At 59.8% G+C, this 22576-nt stretch carries 20 protein-coding genes and 2 pseudogenes; 17 read left to right on the forward strand and 5 right to left on the reverse strand.

What is annotated here, in order from left to right:
• The first annotated feature begins 462 nt into the window (after nt 1-462).
• The 5 genes and pseudogenes from PY649_RS31475 to PY649_RS31495 all read left to right on the forward strand — a co-directional run bounded on the left by PY649_RS31475 (nt 463) and on the right by PY649_RS31495 (nt 7047).
• Nucleotides 463-1662, forward strand: a complete 1200-nt coding sequence (locus PY649_RS31475) for an efflux RND transporter periplasmic adaptor subunit (protein WP_285872839.1) — start codon at nt 463-465, stop codon at nt 1660-1662.
• Entirely contained in the window at nt 1659-4841 is a 3183-nt protein-coding gene (locus PY649_RS31480) for an efflux RND transporter permease subunit (RefSeq protein ID WP_285872840.1), read from the forward strand. The genes PY649_RS31475 and PY649_RS31480 overlap by 4 nt, the downstream gene beginning before the upstream one ends.
• A gap of 96 nt (nt 4842-4937) precedes the next feature.
• On the forward strand, nt 4938-5786 hold the full coding sequence (gene bufB, locus PY649_RS31485; protein ID WP_432761444.1) for an MNIO family bufferin maturase: 849 nt from the start codon (nt 4938-4940) through the stop codon (nt 5784-5786).
• A pseudogene (locus PY649_RS31490) lies at nt 5773-6532 on the forward strand (HvfC/BufC family peptide modification chaperone). The gene bufB and the pseudogene PY649_RS31490 overlap by 14 nt, the downstream one beginning before the upstream one ends.
• Nucleotides 6529-7047 carry a DoxX family protein gene (locus PY649_RS31495; RefSeq protein ID WP_285872841.1) on the forward strand — a complete coding sequence of 173 codons (519 nt, stop codon included), beginning with the start codon at nt 6529-6531 and terminating at the stop codon, nt 7045-7047. Before PY649_RS31490 ends, PY649_RS31495 begins: the two are co-directional and overlap by 4 nt.
• A gap of 353 nt (nt 7048-7400) precedes the next feature.
• On the opposite strand, the gene PY649_RS31500 is transcribed toward PY649_RS31495, so the two are convergent.
• On the reverse strand, nt 7401-8693 hold the full coding sequence (locus tag PY649_RS31500; protein WP_285872842.1) for a two-component system sensor histidine kinase NtrB: 1293 nt from the start codon (nt 8691-8693) through the stop codon (nt 7401-7403).
• 166 nt (nt 8694-8859) lie between these two features.
• On the opposite strand from PY649_RS31500, the gene PY649_RS31505 reads away from it, so the two are divergent.
• From PY649_RS31505 to PY649_RS31525, 5 genes and pseudogenes are all read left to right on the forward strand, one after another.
• A complete protein-coding gene (locus PY649_RS31505) occupies nt 8860-9444 on the forward strand; it encodes a cytochrome P460 family protein (RefSeq protein ID WP_285872844.1) in 585 nt (194 codons plus the stop codon).
• A 246-nt stretch (nt 9445-9690) separates the two neighbouring features.
• Nucleotides 9691-10320 (forward strand): FMN-dependent NADH-azoreductase, encoded by a 630-nt coding sequence (locus tag PY649_RS31510; protein ID WP_285872845.1) that lies wholly within the window; start codon nt 9691-9693, stop codon nt 10318-10320.
• 196 nt (nt 10321-10516) lie between these two features.
• Entirely contained in the window at nt 10517-10972 is a 456-nt protein-coding gene (locus tag PY649_RS31515) for a (2Fe-2S)-binding protein (protein ID WP_285872846.1), read from the forward strand.
• A 4-nt stretch (nt 10973-10976) separates the two neighbouring features.
• The gene (locus PY649_RS31520; protein ID WP_285872847.1) at nt 10977-13184 is read left to right on the forward strand and encodes a xanthine dehydrogenase family protein molybdopterin-binding subunit; all 2208 of its coding nucleotides are present in this window, start codon (nt 10977-10979) and stop codon (nt 13182-13184) included.
• Nucleotides 13185-13301: 117 nt separating this feature from the next.
• A pseudogene (locus PY649_RS31525) lies at nt 13302-13643 on the forward strand (MBL fold metallo-hydrolase); the annotation flags it as partial.
• 336 nt (nt 13644-13979) lie between these two features.
• On the opposite strand, the gene PY649_RS35235 reads toward PY649_RS31525, so the two are convergent.
• From PY649_RS35235 to PY649_RS31540, 4 genes are all read right to left on the reverse strand, one after another.
• Entirely contained in the window at nt 13980-14591 is a 612-nt protein-coding gene (locus PY649_RS35235; protein ID WP_432761442.1) for a peroxiredoxin-like family protein, read from the reverse strand.
• Nucleotides 14592-14908: 317 nt separating this feature from the next.
• Nucleotides 14909-15424 carry a Dps family protein gene (locus tag PY649_RS31530; RefSeq protein WP_285872848.1) on the reverse strand — a complete coding sequence of 172 codons (516 nt, stop codon included), beginning with the start codon at nt 15422-15424 and terminating at the stop codon, nt 14909-14911.
• 113 nt (nt 15425-15537) lie between these two features.
• Nucleotides 15538-15744 (reverse strand): hypothetical protein, encoded by a 207-nt coding sequence (locus PY649_RS31535; RefSeq protein ID WP_285872850.1) that lies wholly within the window; start codon nt 15742-15744, stop codon nt 15538-15540.
• A gap of 201 nt (nt 15745-15945) precedes the next feature.
• Nucleotides 15946-16743 (reverse strand): AraC family transcriptional regulator, encoded by a 798-nt coding sequence (locus PY649_RS31540; protein ID WP_285872852.1) that lies wholly within the window; start codon nt 16741-16743, stop codon nt 15946-15948.
• Between the two features lie 540 nt (nt 16744-17283).
• On the opposite strand from PY649_RS31540, the gene PY649_RS31545 reads away from it, so the two are divergent.
• From PY649_RS31545 to PY649_RS31575, 7 genes are all read left to right on the forward strand, one after another.
• Nucleotides 17284-18165 carry a LysR family transcriptional regulator gene (locus tag PY649_RS31545; protein ID WP_285872854.1) on the forward strand — a complete coding sequence of 294 codons (882 nt, stop codon included), beginning with the start codon at nt 17284-17286 and terminating at the stop codon, nt 18163-18165.
• A 237-nt stretch (nt 18166-18402) separates the two neighbouring features.
• Entirely contained in the window at nt 18403-19008 is a 606-nt protein-coding gene (locus PY649_RS31550) for a sulfite oxidase-like oxidoreductase (RefSeq protein ID WP_285872855.1), read from the forward strand.
• Nucleotides 18968-19747 carry a ferredoxin reductase gene (locus PY649_RS31555; RefSeq protein ID WP_432761443.1) on the forward strand — a complete coding sequence of 260 codons (780 nt, stop codon included), beginning with the start codon at nt 18968-18970 and terminating at the stop codon, nt 19745-19747. Before PY649_RS31550 ends, PY649_RS31555 begins: the two co-directional genes overlap by 41 nt.
• Nucleotides 19748-19793: 46 nt before the next feature.
• Nucleotides 19794-20303: an OsmC family protein gene (locus tag PY649_RS31560; protein ID WP_285872856.1), complete on the forward strand. Its 510-nt coding sequence runs from the start codon at nt 19794-19796 to the stop codon at nt 20301-20303.
• 185 nt (nt 20304-20488) lie between these two features.
• On the forward strand, nt 20489-21409 hold the full coding sequence (locus tag PY649_RS31565; protein ID WP_285872857.1) for a LysR family transcriptional regulator: 921 nt from the start codon (nt 20489-20491) through the stop codon (nt 21407-21409).
• 157 nt (nt 21410-21566) lie between these two features.
• A complete protein-coding gene (locus PY649_RS31570; protein WP_285872858.1) occupies nt 21567-22217 on the forward strand; it encodes a peroxiredoxin-like family protein in 651 nt (216 codons plus the stop codon).
• A 182-nt stretch (nt 22218-22399) separates the two neighbouring features.
• Nucleotides 22400-22576 (forward strand): helix-turn-helix domain-containing protein (locus tag PY649_RS31575; RefSeq protein ID WP_285872861.1); only part of this gene is annotated, 177 nt, incomplete at its 3' end.

Here is a 22576-nt window from a genome sequence, read left to right on the forward strand (position 1 = left end):
AAGCTGCGATTCATACCTGAAAGACTCGGCACTTTCGCGAAAGGGACGGCTTTGGCCAGCCTCCCGTCGAGGGTGAGCGTGGGAACGTCAGTAGATCTTGTGGCTGGATAGGCGTGCATTTGCTGATAGCGCGCTCTTTTGCGTGCTTCGGCGGCATTGCGTCCCTGGGGCCTCTGTTGGGCTCTGCGTCGCAGGCATCGATTCCATAGCCATAGGTCATTGGACCATCGAGTTTCACCATCCTATTTTTGCTCGCCAGCAAAGGAGGTCGGACGATGAAGAAATATAGCGAAAACCCCGAGGCCATGTCGCCGCTGAGGTGAGAGCAAATCGCCTTCAAGAGCTCGTCGGACGTAGCGAGCCTTCGATCCCAAAACGAACATTCCATTTCAGCTGAACGACGAAAAGACAGGAGCCTGGCGCTGGCCGTGGCTTCTCGATCAAACACGTCGGAGGTAACCGATGCAGATCCGCCATTCAACTTCAACTTTGAAACGCGTTGTGCTGCTTTTCGCGGCTCTCTCAGCGGGAGCTGCGCAGGCTCAGCAAACGCCTCCCCCACCACAGGTGTCCGTGGCGAAGCCCGTCGTGCGAGAGACCGTCGACAACGACGAGTTCATCGGCCGCTTCCAGGCTTCCGAGCAGGTTTCTATCCGCTCCCGGGTCGGCGGGTACCTTCAGAGCGTCAACTTCAAGGATGGCCAGTTGGTCAAGCAGGGTGACGAGCTTTTCGAGATCGACCAGCGTCCCTTCGTCACCGCATACAACCAGGCCGCCGCCCAGCTCGCGGTCGCGCGCTCCACCCTGACCTACGCGCAGTCGGAATTCGACCGCGTGAACACTCTGGTAAAGTCCGGTAGCCAGACTGTGTCGACACTCGACGACCGACGCAAGGAGCTGCAGTCCGCACAGGCGAACCTCCAGGGGGCCCAGGCAAGCGTTGAACGCGCTCAGCTCGATCTCACCTACAGTAAGATCACTGCCCCGTTGAGCGGACGTATCAACCGTCATCTGATTTCGGTCGGCAACCTCGTCCAGGCAGATCAGACCGAACTGACGACGATCGTTGCGCTCGATCCCATCGACTTCTATTTCGACATCGATGAGCGGCGTCTGCTCAACTACGCGGAGACGGCTCGCAAGAACGGCAACGTCCTCCAGGAGGGGGGCGGCGGCTTGAAGGTAAGCGTGCGTCTCGGGGACCGGGACCAGACGAAGTTCGAGGGCACGCTCAACTTCGCGGAAAACACCATCGATCAGGCAACCGGCACGCTGCGCGCGCGCGCCCGTTTCGCCAATCCCGGCTTCGTCCTTCAGCCCGGCCTCTTTGGCCGCGTTGAGATAGAAGGTTCAAACTCCTACACGGCGATCCTCATACCCGACGAAGCAATATCCGCCGACCAGAACGAGCGCGTGGTCTACGTGCTCAATCCCGACAACACTGTCACGACAAAATCCGTTCGCCCGGGTCCCAGGCTTTACGGCTACCGGGTCATCCGCTCGGGTCTCACGGGCGATGAACAGATCGTCGTGAAGGGCGTGGTCCGGGTGCGTCCCGGAGTCAAGGTTACTCCGGTTACGGTGGAGCTGCCCAAGGAGAACCCGAACGACGTGCCCGCGACGGCGCAGGAAGCAGTGTCAGCAGCGGGAGCAACCAAATGAGGTTCGCACATTTCTTTGTCGATCGGCCGATTTTCGCATCGGTCATTTCGCTCGTGCTCATCATCGTCGGCTCTGTTGCGTACCTGCAGCTCCCGGTCGCCCAGTATCCGGAAATCGCGCCACCGACGATCGTCGTGCGCACGTCCTATCCGGGCGCGGATCCGCAGACAATCGCGGACGCGGTATCGACACCGATCGAGCAGCAGATAAACGGCGTCGAAGACATGCTATACATGTCGTCCTATTCCAGCGGTGACGGCTCCTTGGCGCTGACGATCACCTTCAAACTGGGAACCGATCTCAACAAGGCACAGGTGCTCGTCCAGAACCGTGTCGCCATTGCTCTGCCCCGCCTTCCGCAGGAGGTGCAACGCCTCGGCGTCACGACGGACAAGACCTCGCCGAACCTGTTGATGGTCGTCCATCTCCTGTCCCCGACCGGCCGTTACGACCAGCTCTACACATCCAACTATGCACGCAGCCGCATTCGTGACGTTCTTGTACGCCTCCAGGGCGTCGGCGACGTCCAGATATTCGGCGAGCGTCAATATTCCATGCGGGTCTGGCTCGATCCGGAGAAACTGTCTGCTTACGGTATGACATCTACCGACGTCGTCAATGCGCTCAGGGACCAGAACGTCCAGGTCACGGGCGGCTCCATTGGCGCACCTCCGGCCAAGACCGGCAACGCCTTCCAGTACACGGTCAGGACGGACGGCCGATTTTCCGACCCCCATCAGTTCCGATACGTGATCGTCAAGGCCGCTTCGGACGGCCGCCTGGTGAAGCTGGAGGATGTCGCGCGCGTCGAGCTCGGTGCGCAGGACTACGTCACGAACAGCTATCTGAACAACCAAACGGCCGTCGCGCTGGTTATCAACGCCCGACCGGGCACGAACGCGCTGGAGACGACGGGACAGATCAAGTCGATGATGGCGGATTTGTCGAAGAACTTCCCGCCTGGTCTTGAGTACAGCATCGTGTACGACCCGACGCAGTTCGTCGCCGAGTCCATCTCGGAGGTCTATCGAACAATCGGCGAGGCGGCTGTGCTGGTGGCAATCGTGGTCCTCGTGTTCCTGCAGTCGTGGCGCAGCGCGATCATTCCGATCGTCGCGATTCCGGTATCGCTGATCGGTACCTTTGCGTTCCTCGCCGCCTTCGGCATGTCTTTGAACATGCTGACGCTCTTCGGTCTCGTCCTTGCGATCGGTATCGTGGTCGATGATGCGATCGTCGTCGTAGAAAATGTCGAACGTAACCTTGCAAAAGGTATGAGTCCGCGGATGGCCGCGCACGTCACGATGAACGAAGTCGGCACCGCTGTCGTGGCAATCTCCCTTGTCCTGATTGCGGTCTTCGCGCCGACGGGCTTCATTCCGGGCATCGCGGGGCAGTTCTACAGGCAGTTCGCCGTCACCATCTCGATCGCGACCGCTATCTCGGCATTGAACTCGCTTACGCTATCCCCGGCGCTCGCCGCGGTCGTGCTGAAGAAGCACGATCACGCCAGGGAAAGACGGAACATCTTTTCAAGGATAGGGCACGCTGCCGCGAGCAGCTTCAACGGCGGCTTCGACGCACTCAGCCGTGGCTACTCTTCGGTCGTACGGTTGATTGTCCGATCCTGGATCGGGGTCGGCTGCGCGCTGGTTGTCTTTGTCGGTCTTCTGGGGGCGACATGGCTCATAAGCACCAAGGTCCCTAGCGGCTTCATTCCCGTGATGGACCAGGGCTACGCCATTGTAGTCATCCAGCTTCCGGACGGCTCGTCGCTGGAAAGGACGGACGCCGTCGTACGCAAAGTCTCCGACATCGCCCGGCAGACGTCCGGCGTCAAGGATGCGGTGGAATTCGCGGGCTTCAGTGGCGCGACATTCACCAATGCCTCCAACGCCGGCGTCGTCTTCACGGCGTTCAAGCCCTTTGCCGAACGCATGAAAACGGGAGACAATGCCAGCAAGATCATCGCATCGCTCTATAAAAACCTCCAGAGCGTAGACGACGCCTTTATCATCGCGGTTCCGCCACCGCCCGTCCGGGGTATCGGCAATTCCGGTGGCTTCAAAATGCAGATCATGGACCAGGACAATTCCAACATGACGCGCGTGCTCGACGTCGCGCGCCGGATGATGGCCGCGGCCAATCATACGCCAGGTCTGACCGGAGTGTTCACGACCTTCTCGGAGTCCACTCCCGAGTTTTATCTCGATATCGATCGTGAAAAGGCCCAGTACCTCAACGTGCCGATCCCGAACATCTTCGACACGCTGTCGACGAACCTCGGTATTTCCTACGTGAACGACTTCAACGCTTTCGGACGTGTCTACCAGGTGCGCGCGCAGGCCGACAAGCAGTTCAGGATGGAGAAGGACGACATGTTGGATCTCAAGGTGAGGTCTTCTACCGGCGCGCTCGTCCCGCTCGGCACGCTTGCCGACATCCGTGACACCAGCGGCCCGACCCTTATCCAGCGCTACAACATGTATGTGTCGGTACCGCTGCAGGGCAACGCCGCTCCGGGCGTTTCGACCGGCGACGCCATCCAGAAGATGGAAGCACTCGCCACCAAGATGCTGCCGCCGGGCACGACGTTCGAATGGACTGATATCGCGTACCAGGAAACGCATACGGGCGGTAGCGCCGTATGGATCTTCGCGCTGTCGGTCGTCTTCGTCTTCCTGGCGCTCGCGGCCCAGTATGAAAGCTGGATACTCCCGCTCGCGATCATCCTGATCGTTCCGCTCGCCGTTCTCGGCGCGCTGATCGGCGTCTATCTCCGGGGTATGGACAACAATGTCCTGACACAGATCGGCTTCGTCGTCCTGATCGGCCTTGCGGCCAAGAACGCGATCCTGATCGTCGAGTTCGCCCGGCAGGCGCAGGACGAAGGCAAGACAGCCGTTGAGGCCGCGATCGAGGCAAGCCACTTGCGCCTGCGCCCGATCCTGATGACAGCATTCGCATTCATCTTCGGCGTATTGCCGCTGGCGGTGGCCGAGGGACCGGGCGCCGAAATGCGCCAGTCGCTCGGCACCGCCGTGTTCAGCGGGATGCTCGGGGTGACCATCTTCGGTCTGCTCCTGACGCCGGTCTTCTATGTCCTGCTGCGCGCGCGCTACAAGCCGCGCAAGCATGAAGAAGAAGACAACGAGGCCCTGCAGCAGGCAGCCCAGTAACCAAAACGCAATAGTGGCCCGCCAGCTGCAAACGCTGTCGGGCCACTATTGCAGCTCCCATTCTCGTAAATCTCTTTGACAACGCCGAACGATGCGATAACGGCGAACAACCCTTTCCGAGGTGAGCGGAAGTGTTTCGCCGACCTTCCGCGGCCGACCGCAGCGCACGCCTTTATAAGGGCGACCTTGCGACGCGACATGGGCGCCGGCGGGCCGCCGCATCGGATGCTCGAGGCCATGCGCCGCGACTATCCCATATCGCTGCATGGCGTCTGCATGTCGATCGGCGGTCCGCAGGCGCTCGACAAGTGCCATCTTTCGCGCTTCCGCCATCTCGTCGAGCGCTACGAGCCCGCGCTTGTCTCGGAGCATCTCGCCTGGTCGACACACGAGACCACGTTCTATAACGACCTGCTGCCCTTGCCCTATACGGATGCGACGCTCGCGCGGGTCTGCGATCATATTGACGAGGTACAGGAAGCGATCCGCCAGCCGCTGTTGCTGGAAAATCCCTCGAGTTATGTTGCCCTTCGCCAATCGACCATGTGCGAGACGGACTTCATCCGCGCCGTATCGCGCCGCACCGGCTGCGGTCTCCTGCTCGACATCAACAACGTCTTCGTGTCGGCCACTAATCACGGCTTCGCTGCCTTGGACTATCTCGCCGACTTCCCGCTCTCGGCGGTCGGCGAGATTCATCTGGCCGGCCACGCCGAGCAGGCCGACGACGAGGGCGCCCTGCTGTTGATCGACAGCCATGACGGGCCGGTCGCCGACGCTGTGTGGAAACTGTATGAGATCATCATCGCGCGCTGCGGCCCGATCCCGACGCTGATCGAATGGGATGGCAACATTCCGGATTGGCTGATCCTGAGAGCGGAAGCTGCGGCCGCGCAAGCCATCCTCGACCGCCATCTGGGAGACATGCGTCATGCAGTCGCTTGAGCAGGAATCGTCGTCCTACGCGGCGTTGTTAGCATCGGCTTTGATGGATCCTTCCCGCCCGACGCCAGCGATTGTCAGTGGTCCCGCTGGGAAAGATGCGATCAAGCGCTACAACGTCTATCGCAACAACGTCATGGTCGGCTTGACTGATGCTCTGGCCGCGATCTTCCCAGCGGTCCAGCGGATCACCGGCATCGACTTCTTCCGCGCCATGGCGCGTCAGCATGTCCGCCTCACGCCACCAACCTCGCCGCTGCTGTTTGAGTATGGCCGTTACTTTCCGGCCTTCATCGAAAGTTACGAATACGCGCGGGCTATGCCGTGGCTCGCCGATGTCGCGCGGATCGAACGCGCCTGGCTCGATGCCTATCACGCCGCGGACGCCGAGCCGCTTGCGGCTGACGCGCTGGCGGCGATCCCGCCGGCGCGGCTGGCGGGGGCGGTATTTGTGGCGCACCCCGCTGCGCACATCATGCGCTCGCCCTTCTCGGCGGTCGCAATTTTTGCCGCCAATCGCGGCGAGGGCACGTCAGGTCAGATTGATGCCAGCATAGCCGAAGACGCGCTGATCACGCGCCCCGCCCACCGCCGGTGCGGTGTTCCTGACGAGCCTGATGGCCGGCCGCCCGCTCGCCGAGGCCACTGTATCGGCATTCCAATCTTCCCCGTCTCTCGACCTTGCCGCGAACATCGCCGGCCTGATCGACGCGGGTGTCTTTGTCTCAGTTGCACCAGGAGAAACATGAAGGTCGTTGATCAACATATTGGGGCTGCGGAACGTATCCTCCGGCTTGGGCTCCTCGTTAACAAGGCTGAGCGTTTGGTTCGGGCGATCGCGCGGCCGTCTTTGGTACAGTTCGTGATGCGGGCGGCACTGGCGGTGCCGTTCTGGAAGTCCGGCATCCTGAAATGGGACGGTTTTTTTCAGCTCAGCGACACGGCGGTGACATTGTTTACTGACGAGTTCATGTTGCATTTGCCGGGCGGCCCCTATCCGTTTCCGGCGCCGACGGTGATGGCATTTCTTTCCGGTTGCGGTGAGGTCACGTTTCCGGTGCTGCTAGTGCTCGGCTTCGGCGCTCGCTTCGCCGCACTCGGGCTGTTGTTCATGACAATGATCGTGGAACTCACCGTGCCGGACGGCTGGCCGATCCATCTCACCTGGGCCGCAATGGCGTTGGCTATCATGGCATGGGGACCAGGACGGATTTCAGTCGATTACTGGCTGAAGAGGGTGGCCCTCGAACCTCGTCAGCGATAGCGAAGGAAACAGCGAAAGAATGCCCCTGCCGATCGTTTCTTGATCAGAAACTGCGCGTTGCATGGGGTTAAGTCGGCGCATCGTCAACGAGTGTTTCAATCGGGCCGCGCTGCAAATACCCTGCGGCGCAGACCAGCGTATGCACGTTTGGAAAAGTAGCCTCCAGATCGTCAAATCCGGACGTTAGACCCAGAGTTGATGCCGTAATGGGCCGTCGAAAGAATTTTGTATTTGGCAGTCCATGGTCGTTTTGGCCGGCCATGCAAACAGAATGACCGTCGGTCACAAAATGCCGTGCGAGTTCTCAGCGCTAGGCGAGCCGAGCAAGCGACACGACCAGGCCAACGGGGCGATCAAGCCTCCCAAAGGCATTCGCCGCATCGATCAATGGGGCCCCGAAGGTGGCCTTCCAAACAAGGACGCTGCCCCCCTGAAGGTACGACGTGAAAGACGCCCCCGTTTGGCGACGGGCTATAGCTGATAGTCGAGGGCGCCGCGTGCGAGCAACTCTCGTCACTATTTGGCTCCCGAACCGGAACAGCAAACTCCGCGTCGGGCACGCGGGGGAAAATCATTCGGATAGCGGTTCCGAAGCCCAACTCGGATTGTAATTCGATCCACCCGCCTTGGCGTTCGACAAACGCTCGAACTTGGGCAAGCCCCAGGCCAGTTCCGGCGCCAACTTCCTTCGTCGTGAAATACGGCTCGAAGATACGACCCATAACCTCCTCACTGATCCCCGAGCCATTGTCGCGGACCGTCATCGCGACCATTCCACCGTACCCACTATCCAATTGGGGCGTAATATTCGCGGCGGAGACGACGATCAGGCCGCCTTCGGGCATGGCTGCATCAGCGTTGCGACACAGGTTCAGCAACGCAAAATAGAGCTCATCGGGATCGGCCTTCACCGCCCACAGACCGGCTTCGATCTCTATTTCCATCAGAGTGTCCGGGCTCAACGATGGTCGCAAGTCCTCAATGGCGACAGAGAGCTGCCTAGGCGTCGTGCCGGAACAGCCGCGACGGGCCAGACTTCCATGATTCAGTAGCATTCGCGTCAAAATCGCGCCGCGGTCGACTGCGCCGTGCAAGCGGGTAAAGATCGCCTTGCGGGCATCGGCGTCGCTTTGATGTTCCAGAAGGCCTAGGCCGCCATCGATTACTGCCAGGAGATTGTTCATGTCATGTGCGACGGACTTTGTAAGCTCGTCTTCCGAGCCGTGCGAGGCTGATTCGAGCTGTGCCGACAGGGCGCCGAACTCAGCGACGGGCAGGACACGGCGCAGAATTCCCGAGACCTCGCCGTTGGGGCCTACTAACGGGATGTCGACACACCGGAGCGCAGGTGCCGTTCGGCGCTGCGCGCCACGCGGACGGGAGCCGACTGAGGCGGCGAAGAGGCGCCCCTGCCCGATCACCACGCCTGCACCATCGGCCAGTACAACCATGTTCCGCGGATGAACCTCGACGACGGGAGCGGCTTTCGAGCACGGGGCGGTCGCCCGGCGTCCATCTGCATCCTGCATATCAACCTCCTGCTCGTGAACTGAAGCCATCCGCTTGGACAACGGGTCGCGCGTCGGCGTGGCGTCGAATGACACAGTGGATTCCGACGCCCCGAAAAGGAAATCACCTGTCGCCATCAAGTTGATAGCCTGCCGTTATCGGAGGGCTCCGCGCCCGCACGATCGCCGCATTCCCCGCTGCTATGGAAACTATACAAGCCAGCTATTGGAAAACTTCGTCCTGCGCTGCGACAACTGAAATGGTCAACGAACGCTACGAGTTCGCCAACATAGGAACATTGCCATGAGAGTCATCAGTGCCTTGGGCGTCACCCTGGCAGGATTGTTCATGATCGGCACCGTCGCCGTCACTGCCGATGCGCAGATGAACAAGCGCTCGCCGTACGAAGGAACGACTGCGGCCGTTGTCGACGACAAAGGAAATCTGCACGTGCCTTCCGACTACCGGACCGCTTATCAGGTGCTGGGCAGCTGGGCGGTAGCAAAAGACGACGGTCCGGGCTCAAAACAGTTGCACGTGGTCTATGCGTCGCCCGGAACCATCGCCGCATATCGCAAGGACGGTCACTTTCCCGATGGCGCCGTTCTCGTGAAGGAAGTGTTCAATACGACCACCAACGAAATGACAACCGGAACCGTGAGCAGTGCCGGCACCTTGGCAGGCTGGTTCGTCATGGTGAAAGACAGCGCCGGGCGCTTCCCGGGAAACAAGCTTTGGGGCGACGGCTGGGGTTGGTCCTGGTTCGACGCAGCCAATCCCCAGAAGACCACATCCACCGACTACACGGCGGATTGTCAGTCCTGTCACGAGCCGGCGCGACAGTCGGACTGGATCTACACTCAGGGCTATCCTGTCCTCCAGAGATAAGTGGGAGCCTGGCGTCGATGCGTTGTTCCCCTTCGCATTCGAAGATTAACCACGACCCCTGGCATGAGATGCCGGACGGATTTCGATCCCTGTGACGTTTCCGGCAAAGAGACAAATGATCAAGGAGACACTTCCCATGACGGTAATCGTCGTTACGGCTGAGGGCAAAAGGGACAAAGGACCTGGTACGGCTCTGGTTAAAGGACTGCCCGCAATTCGCTCCGCAAAGCCGTTGAGGTCGTTCGCATGAACATCCTCCATATTGATTGCAGCCCGCGTCTTGAATCGCACAGCCGGCAGCTTTCGGCCGCGATCGTCAAAAAGCTCCTTGAGGTTGCGCCCGACGCCAACATCAGCCGGCGCGACCTTGGCGCTTCCCCCCTTCCGCACGCCGGGTCCGATTACGCAACCACGCTGTCGTCACCGGCCACTTTGGCGGCGCCGCTGAAGGGCGCTCTGGATCTCGCCGAAGCGCTGATTCATGAAGTTGAAGCCGCCGATGTGGTCGTCATCGGAACGCCGATGCACAACTTGACCGTTCCCTCAGTCCTCAAGGCGTGGATCGACCAAATCGTGCGCGCCGGTCGCACCTTCAGGTCGACGCCGGCCGGGAAGGTGGGAATGCTGCCGGATCGTCCGGTGTTTATCGGCATTGCTTCCGGTGGCGTTTTTACCGGCGAGCGGGCGAACCAGCCCGATTTTCTCACGCCGTATCTCTCGGTGCTGCTGGGCAGCATCGGGCTGAAAACCCTGCAATTCTTCGCCGTGCAGGCCACCGCGTTTCTCGACCGGGACCAGGCCGTATTAGCGAGGGAGAAAGCGCTTTCGCCGATCGATCTGACGGTCATAGGAAAGGTTCCGTGTCCGATCGAGTGAAGGGCGTCGCCGCGTCCGAGACGAATGAACCGAGGAGAGCTGTCGCCGTTTTTCAATCCGGCCAAACCGATCAGCGCGAAGACGATCATCCGCGTTCGTCCGTGAGCGGCGGGCTCCCATCGATCCACGCTGCCGGCCGACCGTTGTCCTGGTCGGCGAGCTGCATCCCATCAGCACCAGCCACCGAGAGGCTTGCATGGCTTTCACGTTAAAGATCAACGGCACCCCCCATGACGTCGACGTCGACGGCGACATCCCGCTACTGTGGGTGCTGCGTGACCTACTCGATATGACCGGGACCAAGTTCGGCTGCGGCCGGGGGCTATGTGGCGCCTGCACCGTTCATCTCGACGGTCAGCCGGTGCGCTCGTGCCAGACGCCAGTCGACAGCGTCGGCGACAGCGCGATTACCACGATCGAAGCGATCGGACAGACGCCGCAGGGCGCGGCCCTGCAGAAAGCGTGGCTGGAGGTGGAGGTGGTGCAGTGCGGCTACTGCCAGTCCGGCCAGATCATGTCGGCGGCGGGGCTACTGAAAGACACGCCGAAGCCGACGGATGACGACATCGATGCCGCCATGTCCGGCAATGTCTGCCGATGTGGCACCTATCAGCGCATCCGCGCTGCGATCAAGCACGCCGCGGGAGTTTGACATCATGGATGAGCTTGTTCTGAAAGAGCAGATTGTCGATCAAACAGCGGTGTCGCGGCGCGCCTTTCTTCAGGGCACAGGATTGGTGCTTGGTTTTGCGCTGACCGGTGTAAGCGCAGAGCCCGTCTTCGCGGCGCCTGCTTCGCAGGTGGTCGAAAACGAGGTCACGGGTACTTTCGCTCCGAACGGATTCATACGGATCAATCCGACCGGCCCCGTGACCCTGGTGATGCCGATGGTCGAAATGGGGCAGGGGGTTTACACGTCGCTCTCGATGCTTCTCGCTGAAGAACTGGAAGTGACGCTTGACCAGATTCAGGTTGAGCATGCGCCGCCAAATCATGCACTGTACGTCAATTCGATCATAGGAATTCAAAATACCGGTGGTTCCGCCTCGGTCCGCGCCTTCTGGACGCCGCTGCGTCAGGCAGGGGCAGTCGGTCGCAATCTGCTGATTGCGGCGGCCGCAGAGCGCTGGAAGGTCGATCCGGCGACTTGCCGCGCCATGGATGGCGTCGTGTTCGATGCGTTAGGCTCGAAGCATCTGAGTTACGGCGAACTTGCGACAGCCGCCGCGAAATTGCCCGTGCCGCCCGCGGCAACCGTCAAATTGAAGGATCCGAAGGATTTCACCCTGATCGGCACGCGTGCCAAGCGCGTGGATTCCCCGATAAAGGTCGATGGGCGCGCACTCTACGGCATCGACACACGGCTGCCGGGCATGAAGGTTGCAGCGGTTGCTATTTCGCCTGTGGTCGGCGGCAAAGCGAAAACGGTAGACGAGAAGGCCGCGCTCGCGGTCAAGGGCGTCCGGCAGGTGGTCAATATCGATGAAGCTATTGCCGTGGTAGCGGATCACATGGGCGCCGCCAACAAGGGGCTCGAGGCCGCCGCCATCACGTGGGACGATGGGCCGAACACCAAGGTCAGCAACGCAGATATCGTCAAGCAATTGGAAGAGGAATCCAAAAATCCGGGCGTGGTTGCCCGTGACGATGGCGATGCAGGAAAGGCTCTCGCGGGGGCGGCACAACGGATCGACGCGATCTATCAGGTGCCTTTCCTGGCTCATGCGGCGATGGAGCCGATGAACTGCACCGTTCATCTGCAGAAGGATCGTTGTGATATCTGGGTCGGGACACAGGCGCCTACGATCACGCAGTCTCAGGTGGCGGACCTGACCGGCCTCCCAAAGGATGCAATCAAAATTCACAATCATCTGATTGGCGGTGGCTTCGGTCGAAGGTTGGAGCCTGATGGCACGTTGTTGGCCGTCAAGATCGCCAGGCACGTCGATGGTCCGGTGAAAGTGATCTGGAGCCGCGAAGAAGACATTCAGCACGACATGTATCGGCCGTACTATCTCGACCGGGTATCGGCCGGACTTGACGCGGCCGGCAAGCCGGTTGCCTGGACGCATCGGATCGCCGGCTCCTCTGTCATGGCTCGCTATTATCCCACTTACGTCAAGGACGGTTTGGACCCCGATGCCGTAGAAGCAGCGGCCAAACCGCCCTATGAGTTGCCCAATATCCACGTCGACTATGTCCAGGTCGAGCCGGCAGGTGTCCGGACGTCTTGGTGGCGTGGCGTCGGACCGACTCACAATGTTTTCGTAGTCGAAAGCTTCATAGACGAGCTCGCCCATGCTGCGAAGCAGGATCCCGTTGCTTATCGCAAGGGGTTGCTTGCGCAAAATCCGCGTGCGCTTGCCGTTCTATCGCTCGCCGCGGAAAAAGCCGGGTGGGGATCACCACTTCCCGAGCGTCATGGCCGCGGGATTTCGGTGCAATTCGCATACGGCAGTTACACGTCGCAGGTCGCCGAAGTCGAAGTGGCGGCCGATGGCTCCGTCAACGTCAAGCGGGTCGTCTGTGCGATTGATTGCGGCATGTACGTCAATCCCGATACGATCGAAGCGCAGATTCAAGGTGGAACGGTTTTCGGGCTGACCGCCGCGCTCCATGGCTCGATCACCTTCAAGGAAGGACGTGTCGAGCAGAGCAATTTCGACAACTATCTGCCGATGCGCATCGATGAGGTGCCGGTGGTGGAGACGCACCTGATCAAGAACGCTGAAGCGCCAGGTGGCGTTGGTGAAGCTCCTACCGCGATTGTCAGTGCTGCGGTGACAAATGCGATCTTCGCCGCCACCGGCAAGCGCCTGCGCACCCTGCCGATCGATAGGGATTCGCTGAAGTCGTCGTCATAATCCTTTGCGCGTCATCCCGCGCGGGATGACGGTCCGGAACCCATGGGGCCTTACCGTGTCCGCACCGCCTCGACTTTGCTGCGGTCCGAATCGATCAGGGGCCGGCATGGAAGACGGCGGAGTGTCTATCTCGGCAATCCGGCTGGTCTCGTTCTCCATTTCGCCAACGACAGGACGCTCTATCACATGGGCGATACGGACATCTTCGGAGACATGGCGCTGATCGAAGAACTATACAAGCCGAATATCGGCATGGTGCCCATCGGTGATCGCCTTACCATGGGCGGCGCACTGGCTGCACTCGCCCGCCGGCGCTATTTCAACTTCGACAAAGTGATCCTTTGTCACTATGGAAGCTTCCCCATCATCGATCAGACCGCGGAAAAATTTATTGAGGGGCTGAAGGGCTCGTCCACTGAGGTCGTGGTACCGAAAATCGGTGAGACAATCTCCGTCTAGTGTGATCCGTGCGCCGCGTGCGTATAGACCGGGTGGGCTCGGTAGGTGTCGACCGAGCTCACGCATGAGACCGTGTCAGGCGGTCGCGCCGTGGTGATGTCGCTTTCAAATGCTAGGCCCGAGCGCGCCTGAGGTGGCTATGTGGATCTGAGCCGTCCTCTATTAACGGCGGCTCGGTTACCCACCCCCCCCCGATCCAAGGCGACAATAGATATCGACGGCGGTTTGCAAGCAACGCCCTGGAAGTGTCGACGAATCTGGAGTTGAATGAACGCTTGATAAGGCCAGAGAGACGGCGCAAGGGCGGTGATAAGGCGCTGTAGCCGACCGCGGTGACTACGCGCCTCGTGCGCTCCAGAGCCGATTTAATACTGGAAGGAGGTCCGATGGGTTTGACCGGTGAGTTTGATCTGGATCGGCTTCCGAGTAGACGATGACGCCGCGTTGATCGATAACGAACCGTGCCGGGATTGGAAGCGTCCAACTATCCTCCCCGTGAAGGCTTGGCAGATCGATTCCAATCTTCAGATGCAATGTCTGAAGCAGTTCGGGAACGCGCCAACGAACACCGAACTGCTGCGCGACCTTCCCGCCTTTGTCACACAAGATTGGCAGCGAAACCTGCGTGGTGCTTCGGGTTCTCGCATTCTCCTCGATTGTCTGTTGCGAGACTGCGACCAGCGAAGCTCCACGGGCCTCGATTAAAGGGCGGAGCTCTTGAAGCGCTCTTAGGCCGAGAACGCAACCGGGACACCAACCCCCGCTATAAAAGACCAAAAGAAGCGGACCGCGGCGCAGCATCGATGCCGAGGAGGTCTTTACGCCATCCTGGTCGGGCAGACAGAAGTCCGGCGCGCGTCGCCCCGCGGTTATTACCTTCTCGGTTTGGCCGGTGGCCTTCAGGTATTCCGCGGCCTGCGCTAGGGCATTTATGATATCAGTGTTCATTTCCAGCGTCCTGTATTTCGAACAGCTCGCGCTTCAATGCGCGAGCCGGACGATAAGGGCTTTTCTCAGTAGCGATGATCTGCATCTTCGACCTGTTCATCTCCGTCATGAGCCGGTCGGATCGGAGTCCGCAACATAGCAGCCCCAAATCGCGGGCCGCACGTCACGCTGGCCAGCTGCATATTAGTGGTCAGAACAGAACGTTCTTTAACCGCCAGCCCATCCAACCGAACGAGTCCGATGTCAAAGTTCGAGTAAGGATTATCGCGAGAACGCGGGCAATCACTCACGCTTCGCGGGTAGGCGTGCGCCCGGGGTTAAGCTCTCCGGGTCGCCTCGAAGAGGAACCATGTGCGACGTTCGACCTCGTCGATCCAGCCTTCGATCAGGCTGGCCGTGGCGATATCGCCATGCTCGTCGCAGACATTGTGCGTCTGCCGCATTCGTTGGGTAAGCGCCAGGTTATCCTCCTTCAGCTCGGCCAGCATGTCTTCCGGTGTGACGAAATCCGCATCATTGTCCTCGATACGCTTGACCCTGGCGATGTGGCCGATCGAGCGGATCGTTGTGCCGCCGATCTTGCGGCCCCTTTCCGCGATTTCGTCCGTCATCGCGAAAATCTCCGCAGCCTGTTCGTCGAGAAGGAGATGATAATCCCGGAAATGCGGGCCTGATATGTGCCAATGGAAGTTTTTGGTCTTGATGTAAAGCGCGAACACGTCTGCTAGGAGCGCAGTGAGTGCCGCCGAAATATCCTTGGTGGCATTGGAGCCGAGATTGCTCGGCGTGTCGAGCGGCGCCTCGCGGCGTTTTCTCGCTTCTTCTAAACTCATTTTATCCCTCCTTCGGGTTTGATGCAGTCTTGCTGTTTGCTACGGGATGGCTCCGAAACAGGCAGTTTTGCGAAATGGGGTCTGCATGTTTGCGAGGTGCCAGCCCCTTGACGCTAATGCGACATGGCGCGCTCTGGTGCGTGCCGCATTTGGTCGACGATCAGTTTCCTTCCCTCGGCTTCCGTCTGGCGCTCCAAGAGCCGCAGCCTGCAATCGACCGTGGCGAGCCGGTTTGTGATGTCGTGTAGAATCACTTTGGTGGCCTCGTCGATCCCACCGCCGCGAAGAGTGGCGACTTCAATGACCGCGTTGCTTCGCATATCGGCTCTCCTGGCTTTTCAGTCTGACACGGTCGCCCGCATGCTGATCGTGGCGCCGAAAGTGTTTGGTACGACAATGCTTGGAGAATGACCGTGCAACGCCGGCGAGGGAAATCACCTCTCGCCATAGTGTCGATAGACGATCGTTATCGCCGGTTGCCGATGGCGCGCGATCGGTCGTGAGGAATACAAAGAGCCGCGCTAGGGCTTTCTCATGTCGGCGGGGACAACTGCAGCCGGGAGATGATGAAGAAAGGCGGTCGGTGTCATTTTCGTTACCTGTCGGAAGGCGAACGAGAACGCCGCGGTGCTGCCGAAGCCCACATCTGCCGCGACCTGCGAGATTGTACGCCCCGCCGAAAGCTGATCGATTGCGAGGACTATTCTTGCTCTTTGCCGCCAGGCCTTGAAGGTCAATCCCGTTTCTACCGGGAACACACGACTGATCGTGCGTATCGACGTCGCGGCGCGACAGGCAAGGTCACTTACGCCGAGGTGCATCCGCGAATCCGCTAAAGCCAGATCAGCGACGCGTCTACCGATCGTGCTGGTTGGCATCGGAAGGAACACCGGAATGTCGGGTGTCTCGATAAGTTCGTGAAGAATCAACCGCACGGCAAGCTCGGCTTTTTCGGGCGATATATCGTCCTTGAAGGCCGAGAGGATCAATTCCCGTAGAAGCGGTGTCGCCGCGAGGGCGAATATATAATCGAGCGGCCTATCCGGCGCCCACTTCCGTAAAGCCGACGGGTGCCAGTAGATCATCCGCAATTCGGTATCGGAAATCATATCGACCCGATGAGGTATCCGCGCTGGCATCCAGAGCGCAAGCTGGGGTGGGATGAACCACCGTTCAGATTCGGTGTAGACCTGTATCGTTCCCGAAGCAGCAAAGATCACTTGTGCTTCTGCATGCGCGTGCCATGCGACGGCCTCACCTTGGGGGAAGGTCCTGCTGAGAATGCGGAACGGTATGGGTAACTGCGTTTGGCGTGTCATATACGTCGATTGGCCACACATCGTTGACACGCCTTAGTATCATCAAGCGATGACTTGGTCGAGCGTCCTGTCGCTCAGACCGCGTCGCCTATGTCTGTCCCGACCTGTTCCAACGAGAGAGCTGATGCTGAAGAGAATGTCGGTCATTGGTGCGTAGCTATGGCCAACTCAACTGTTCCCACGACATCAAGCATCGGATAACGGTCTCCGCTAGCGAGAGTAGGCGCAAAATCGCAAGCCCAATGTAGGCACCAGAGATGGCATCCTGATGGACCGCATCGAAAGCCTATCGGAGCATTGACCGGCTCGACGACGATGGTGAGCGCCAAAGAGACTGCGGACGCGGCCTGCTTGCTTCCTGAAAAGGGTCAAAGAACTCGCAGGTTCTACCATCGCTCCGTCGCCCGCCCGCGCCCGCGTTCTTTGCCCTCTCAAAAAATGAGAAACGCTGTCTCATCTCGCGGGTATTATCTTTGCGGGCGAGAGGTGCCATTTTGGTCCTGGGACCCCACCAGGAAATAGGAGTAACATAGAAAAGCGATGAACGACCGACTTACAGCACTTAAACTGTTTGCCCGCGCAGGTCGCGTGGGGAACTTTTCGAGCGCCGGTCGTGAGCTCGGTCTCTCCCAGGCCTCTGCTTCACGCCTCATCGCCGCGTTGGAAGCCGATGTCGGGGCGACGCTCTTCAGCCGGACAACTCGTGCGGTCACGCTGACGGAGGCCGGAGAAGCCTATTTGATGCGGGTGGAAACAATCCTGGCCGCGCTCGACGAGGCCGACCACGAGGCTCGCGGCACCGGAGAGCTGCGAGGGGTGCTTCGCGTCGGCACGCCGGTGAGTTTCGCGCTAAGGGAAATCATTCCGCGGCTTCCCGCGTTCATTGAGCAGCACCCGGCGTTGAAGATCGAACTACGGGTGACTGACCGCTACCCAGACCTGGTGACCGAGGGCATCGACGTGTCGTTCCAGTTCGGCGCTCTCCCCGACTCGAGCGCGACGGCGCGCAAATTCATCCGCCAGCCGAGGATACTCACGGCCTCCCCAGACTACCTGCGGGCGCACGGCACGCCAACGATGCCGTCGGACCTCGCGCACCACTCGGTGATCATCAGTCCGGCGCATCCCTCGCCGACTTTCTCGTTCCGCAAGGACGGGCGTGTTGCGTCCGTGCGTATTGACGGCCAGCTCGCTATCACCGTCAACGAAGGCGCCATAGCAAGCGCGGTCGTCGGGCTAGGGATCGCCGCGTCGAGCGAAGCAAGCGCGCGGGCAGAGCTCGAGGCCGGAGCGCTCGTGCGAGTGCTGCCCGACTGGGACTTCGGCTCGATGGAAGTCAATGCATTGTTCGTGAGCGGAAAGATCATCAAGCCGGCCGCGCGCGCGTTCACCGATTTCCTGATCGCGGAGCTTCGACGCTGATTTGACCGATTATTCCTACCGGTTATGGATACGATAGCTTTACCCCGATCGGTCGCCGAATTTAACTATTGAATGCACCGGCTGGGCGGATGCGGCGCTGGGATCTCCGACGAATACCAAGTCTTGCTTTGCGCCACTGCCGACCCCACAGATTCGTCCAGGCCGGTGGACCAATCATTCGAACGATCGGGACCTAATCATCGACAAGGCGCCCGCAACCCCGCAAAGGAGCTCGCCATGGTGACCAGAGGCTTTACCGGCCGAAATTCGGCAGGAGACCAGTCGGATCGCATTCCACCGGGCCAGCACCTTGTCGAGCACTTCCCTGTGCTGACAGCCGGGCCGACCCCGCGCGTTGAGACAGCGGATTGGAAATTTACGCTCAAGATCGGGCCGCGGCCTATTAAGGTTTGGAATTGGAGTGAGTTCAACGCGTTGCCGAGGACCAGGATGACGAGGGACATTCATTGCGTCACGTCGTGGTCAAAACTCAACACCGCCTGGGAGGGCGTGATCGTCGACGACATCCTTGCCGACGCCGGGGTTGAGCGTCCCACCGATTTCGTGCTCGCACACTGCTACGACGGCTACTCAACAAATGTTCCCCTTGCGGATCTTGCGTTCGGGAAGGCCATGGTTGCCCTGAATTACGAGGGGCAGCCGCTTCCGCGCGACCATGGCGGCCCGGCACGACTGCTCGTCCCACACCTCTACTTCTGGAAGTCCGCCAAGTGGGTAAATGCGCTCCAATTTACCGAACGCAACGAGGCGGGATTCTGGGAGTTGCGCGGATATCACATTTATGGCGACCCCTGGCGCGAGCAGCGGTACACCAATGACTGAGGGTAGCGCGCGATCGGTGTCTTGGCAGACATGCATCATCGCTGAGATCATTCAGCAAACGCCACGCATCAAAAGCTTCTTCCTGCGGCTCAGCGAGCCATTTGTACATATCGCCGGTCAACACGTCGATGTGCGGCTGACTGCCCCAGATGGCTATGTGGCGATGCGGAGTTATTCGATCGCCTCCTCACCGAGTGCATCGAACGTCATTGAGCTTGCCATCGAACGCCTCCCGGACGGTGAAGTCTCTCCGTTTTTTCATGACATTGCGTCTGTGGGCGACGAAATCGAACTGCGCGGCCCGCTCGGCGGCCACTTCCTGTGGCCCGAACGTCCAACCGCGCCGGTAATGTTGGTCGGGGCGGGGTCCGGCGTCGTGCCGCTGATGGCGATGATCCGGCAACGCGGCGACCTCGCGCAGACTGTCCCAACAGCGCTGCTCCTGTCGGCTCGGACACGGCGCGATGTGTTGTTCGCCGATGAGCTGCTCTCATTGGAGATGGCTGACCCGACGTTCAAGTTGGCGCTGGCGATTACGCGAGAGGCCCCGGTACGCGCCTGCGACTTTGCGCGGCGCATCGATAGCGCGATGGTCGCCGAGTTAATTGCCCGGCTCCATCACATGCCCGCGCATGTATTTGTTTGCGGATCAAACCCCTTCGTCGAAATCGCGGCGGATGGCGCACTAGTGGCGGGGTTGGATGCCGCGGTGATCAAGACCGAACGGTATGGCGGCTAGCGATGCCGCTTTCGTGGCGCGCTCAACACAATGGAAGGAAAGCTCCATGACATCACTGGATAACGCAACTAAACTCCGCGAAGTTGTCGTCGGGAGCGACCCCGCCAATCATAATGCGCTGGTTGGTCATGTCGATACATCGAAGTTTGCTATTGGCGGTCCAGATGGAGAAGGCCATGTATCTCCCGGTCCCAATCCTTACGACCTTCTCAGCGCATCTCTCGCCGCATGCACCGCTATGACTGTTCGTTTTCAGGCTCGGCGCCGGAAACTTCCGCTCGATAGGGTGGAAGTGGGCGTCAGCTTCCACCACGGCGCCCAGGGCGAAAGAGATGCGTTCAAGCGCAGTCTCCTCCTGGAGGGGGAACTCGACGCGCAACAGCGTGCATTCTTGTTGGAGGCCGCAAACCTCTGCCCGGTCGGCGAAATTCTCGGCATAAGTGCAGATATTCACACATATCCGGACGCTGCTACCTCCGGGCACAACGCGAGCACTCAGGCCACCTATGCGGATGACCTGGCTGAACTTGAGATCCCGAATATCAATCCGGATTGAGCGTCACCATGCAATCGATCACGACACTTGGGGCGCGCGGAACATGATACTCTCGGTGTGTCAGGATTGATACAAACTGCAACTCTGGATGGCTCGCGATCTCGACCCGTTCGAAAGACGAGGGCCTACCGCTCGCCCCGATAAAAGGCTAGACCAGCGGACAGCCTCTCGAAAAGTGAGAGAAGATGGATCGTTTGGAAGCAATGGAATATTTCATCGCCGCGGTTGAAACCGGGAGCTTCTCGGCGGCCGGGCGCCAGCTGAACGTTCCTCTTCCAACGGTCAGCCGCAAGGTTGCTGATCTCGAGACTCATCTCAATACCCAGCTCCTGGTTCGCTCGACCCGAAAGCTCGCGCTGACGGAGGCAGGGGCCTCCTATCTAGCCGCGTGCAAACGCATTCTCGATCAGGTCGAGGAAGCCGAATCTCAAGCTGCTGGAGACCATAGCGTTCCACGTGGCGGTCTTAAGATCACGGCGCCGATCGTCTTCGGTCGGCTTTATGTCGTCCCGGTAGTGACGGCGTTCCTGGCCGAATTTCCGGAGATAAATGTCTATTTGACGCTTTCAGATCGTACACTTGACCTCGTCGATGAGCACGTCGATCTCGCGGTTCGGACCGGGATGTTGTCCGATACTACGCTCGTGGCGACTAAGGTTGGTGAAATTCGCCGGGTCGTGTGCGGGAGTCCCGCTTATTTTTCGGCGCATGGAACGCCAAAGACGTTGGACGATTTGGCCAAGCATATGTGTGTCACCTACACAGCGCTCGCCTCAGGGTCGACCTGGATTTTCAACCCTCGAGATGGCAAGCCGAGCCGCGGCGTCCGTCCTCAGTGCCGATTGAAGATCAATACCGCGGAAGCGGCGATAGACGCCGCCATTTCGGGTATCGGCGTTACAAACGTGCTCTCATATCAGATCGTCAAGCCAGTCTCCGAGGGGAAGCTGTCCCTCATCCTCCAAGATTTCGAGCCCGAACCGACTCCGGTCAATATCATTTACGCCCGGCAGGCGCTCTTACCATTGAAAATACGCCTCTTCATCGATTTTGCCGTTTCGCATCTGCGGAAGTCCTTGGACGACGACCTCGCAAGGCTGAGGTAAGGCCGCAGAAGTGGTGCGAGACTAAGATCGGCGTTGAGCGATGGCGTCTCGCTCATGTCGTGCGGGAATATGTCATACTTATATTTCAGCACTACCGCCACATCGCCGCCACGCCTAGTGTCGATAAGGAGCCCGCCGATACGGTGAGGATAACAAAATGCGACTCCAGGACGAACTCGACGCGCTTAGGGACAGGGATTCTCGAAACACCCCACCGCACATTTGGCGCGTCCGTCAGGAAGCTATCGGCGACCTGGTCTCCTCGGCCATCGCCGAAAGAGCTGTTCGCGCGGGAGACCAGGCTCCAGCTTTCCGCCTGCCCGATCCCGATGGCAAAGTGATTTCATCCTACGACCTTCGAAACGGCGGCCCAGTTCTCGTTGTCTTCTACAGGGGCGGATGGTGCCCCTATTGCAACCTCGATTTGCATGCGATCCAGGCTGTCGCACAGCAGGTCCGCTCATTGGGTGCGTCGATCGTCGCTGTTTCTCAACAGTCCGCGCACGAGAGCCGCTCTACCGAGCGGATGAATGGCTTATCGTTCCCCAGCCTCGTCGATAGCGGCGGGAAGGTGGCTAACGCGTTCGGCCTGCGTTGGAAGTTGTCCCGGGAGTTACGCGCCACTGAATTAGAATCTGGTCTCGACCTCGCCGCCGTGAATGGCGAGCCGAGCTGGACCTTAACGATGCCGGCAATGTACATCATAAATTCAGAAGGGATCGTCGAGTACGCCGACATCAGCGCCGACTACACCCGACGTTGCGACCCGACCGAGCTCATTCCCGTCCTCAGATACATGATGCACTGACCTCCGACATTGGCCGGCCCTGGATTCCATAAAGCGTGTCCGCCCGTCCAGCGATGCCCGGCGCGGGTTTCGTCGCGCGGTCGCCGGTGGCAATGTAGCTTTCGGACATAGAGCCCCCGCGTAAGGCTGCCTTGGCATTGCACGGGCTCGGTCGTGATGGAAATAGTTGACGGTGAATACCAATGGAACTCCACCAGGTTCGGTACTTTCTAGCTGTCGCAAGCACGCTGAACTTCACGCGCGCTGCGGAGATGTGCAACGTCACGCAACCGGCACTGACCAAGGGCGTGCAAAAGCTCGAGCAGGAACTCGGAGGTGAGCTCATCTACCGGGAACGTCAGCTCACCCACCTCACCGAC

Origin of the sequence: Rhizobium mayense (assembly GCF_030272705.1) — a bacterium.
Taxonomy (GTDB): domain Bacteria; phylum Pseudomonadota; class Alphaproteobacteria; order Rhizobiales; family Rhizobiaceae; genus Rhizobium; species Rhizobium mayense.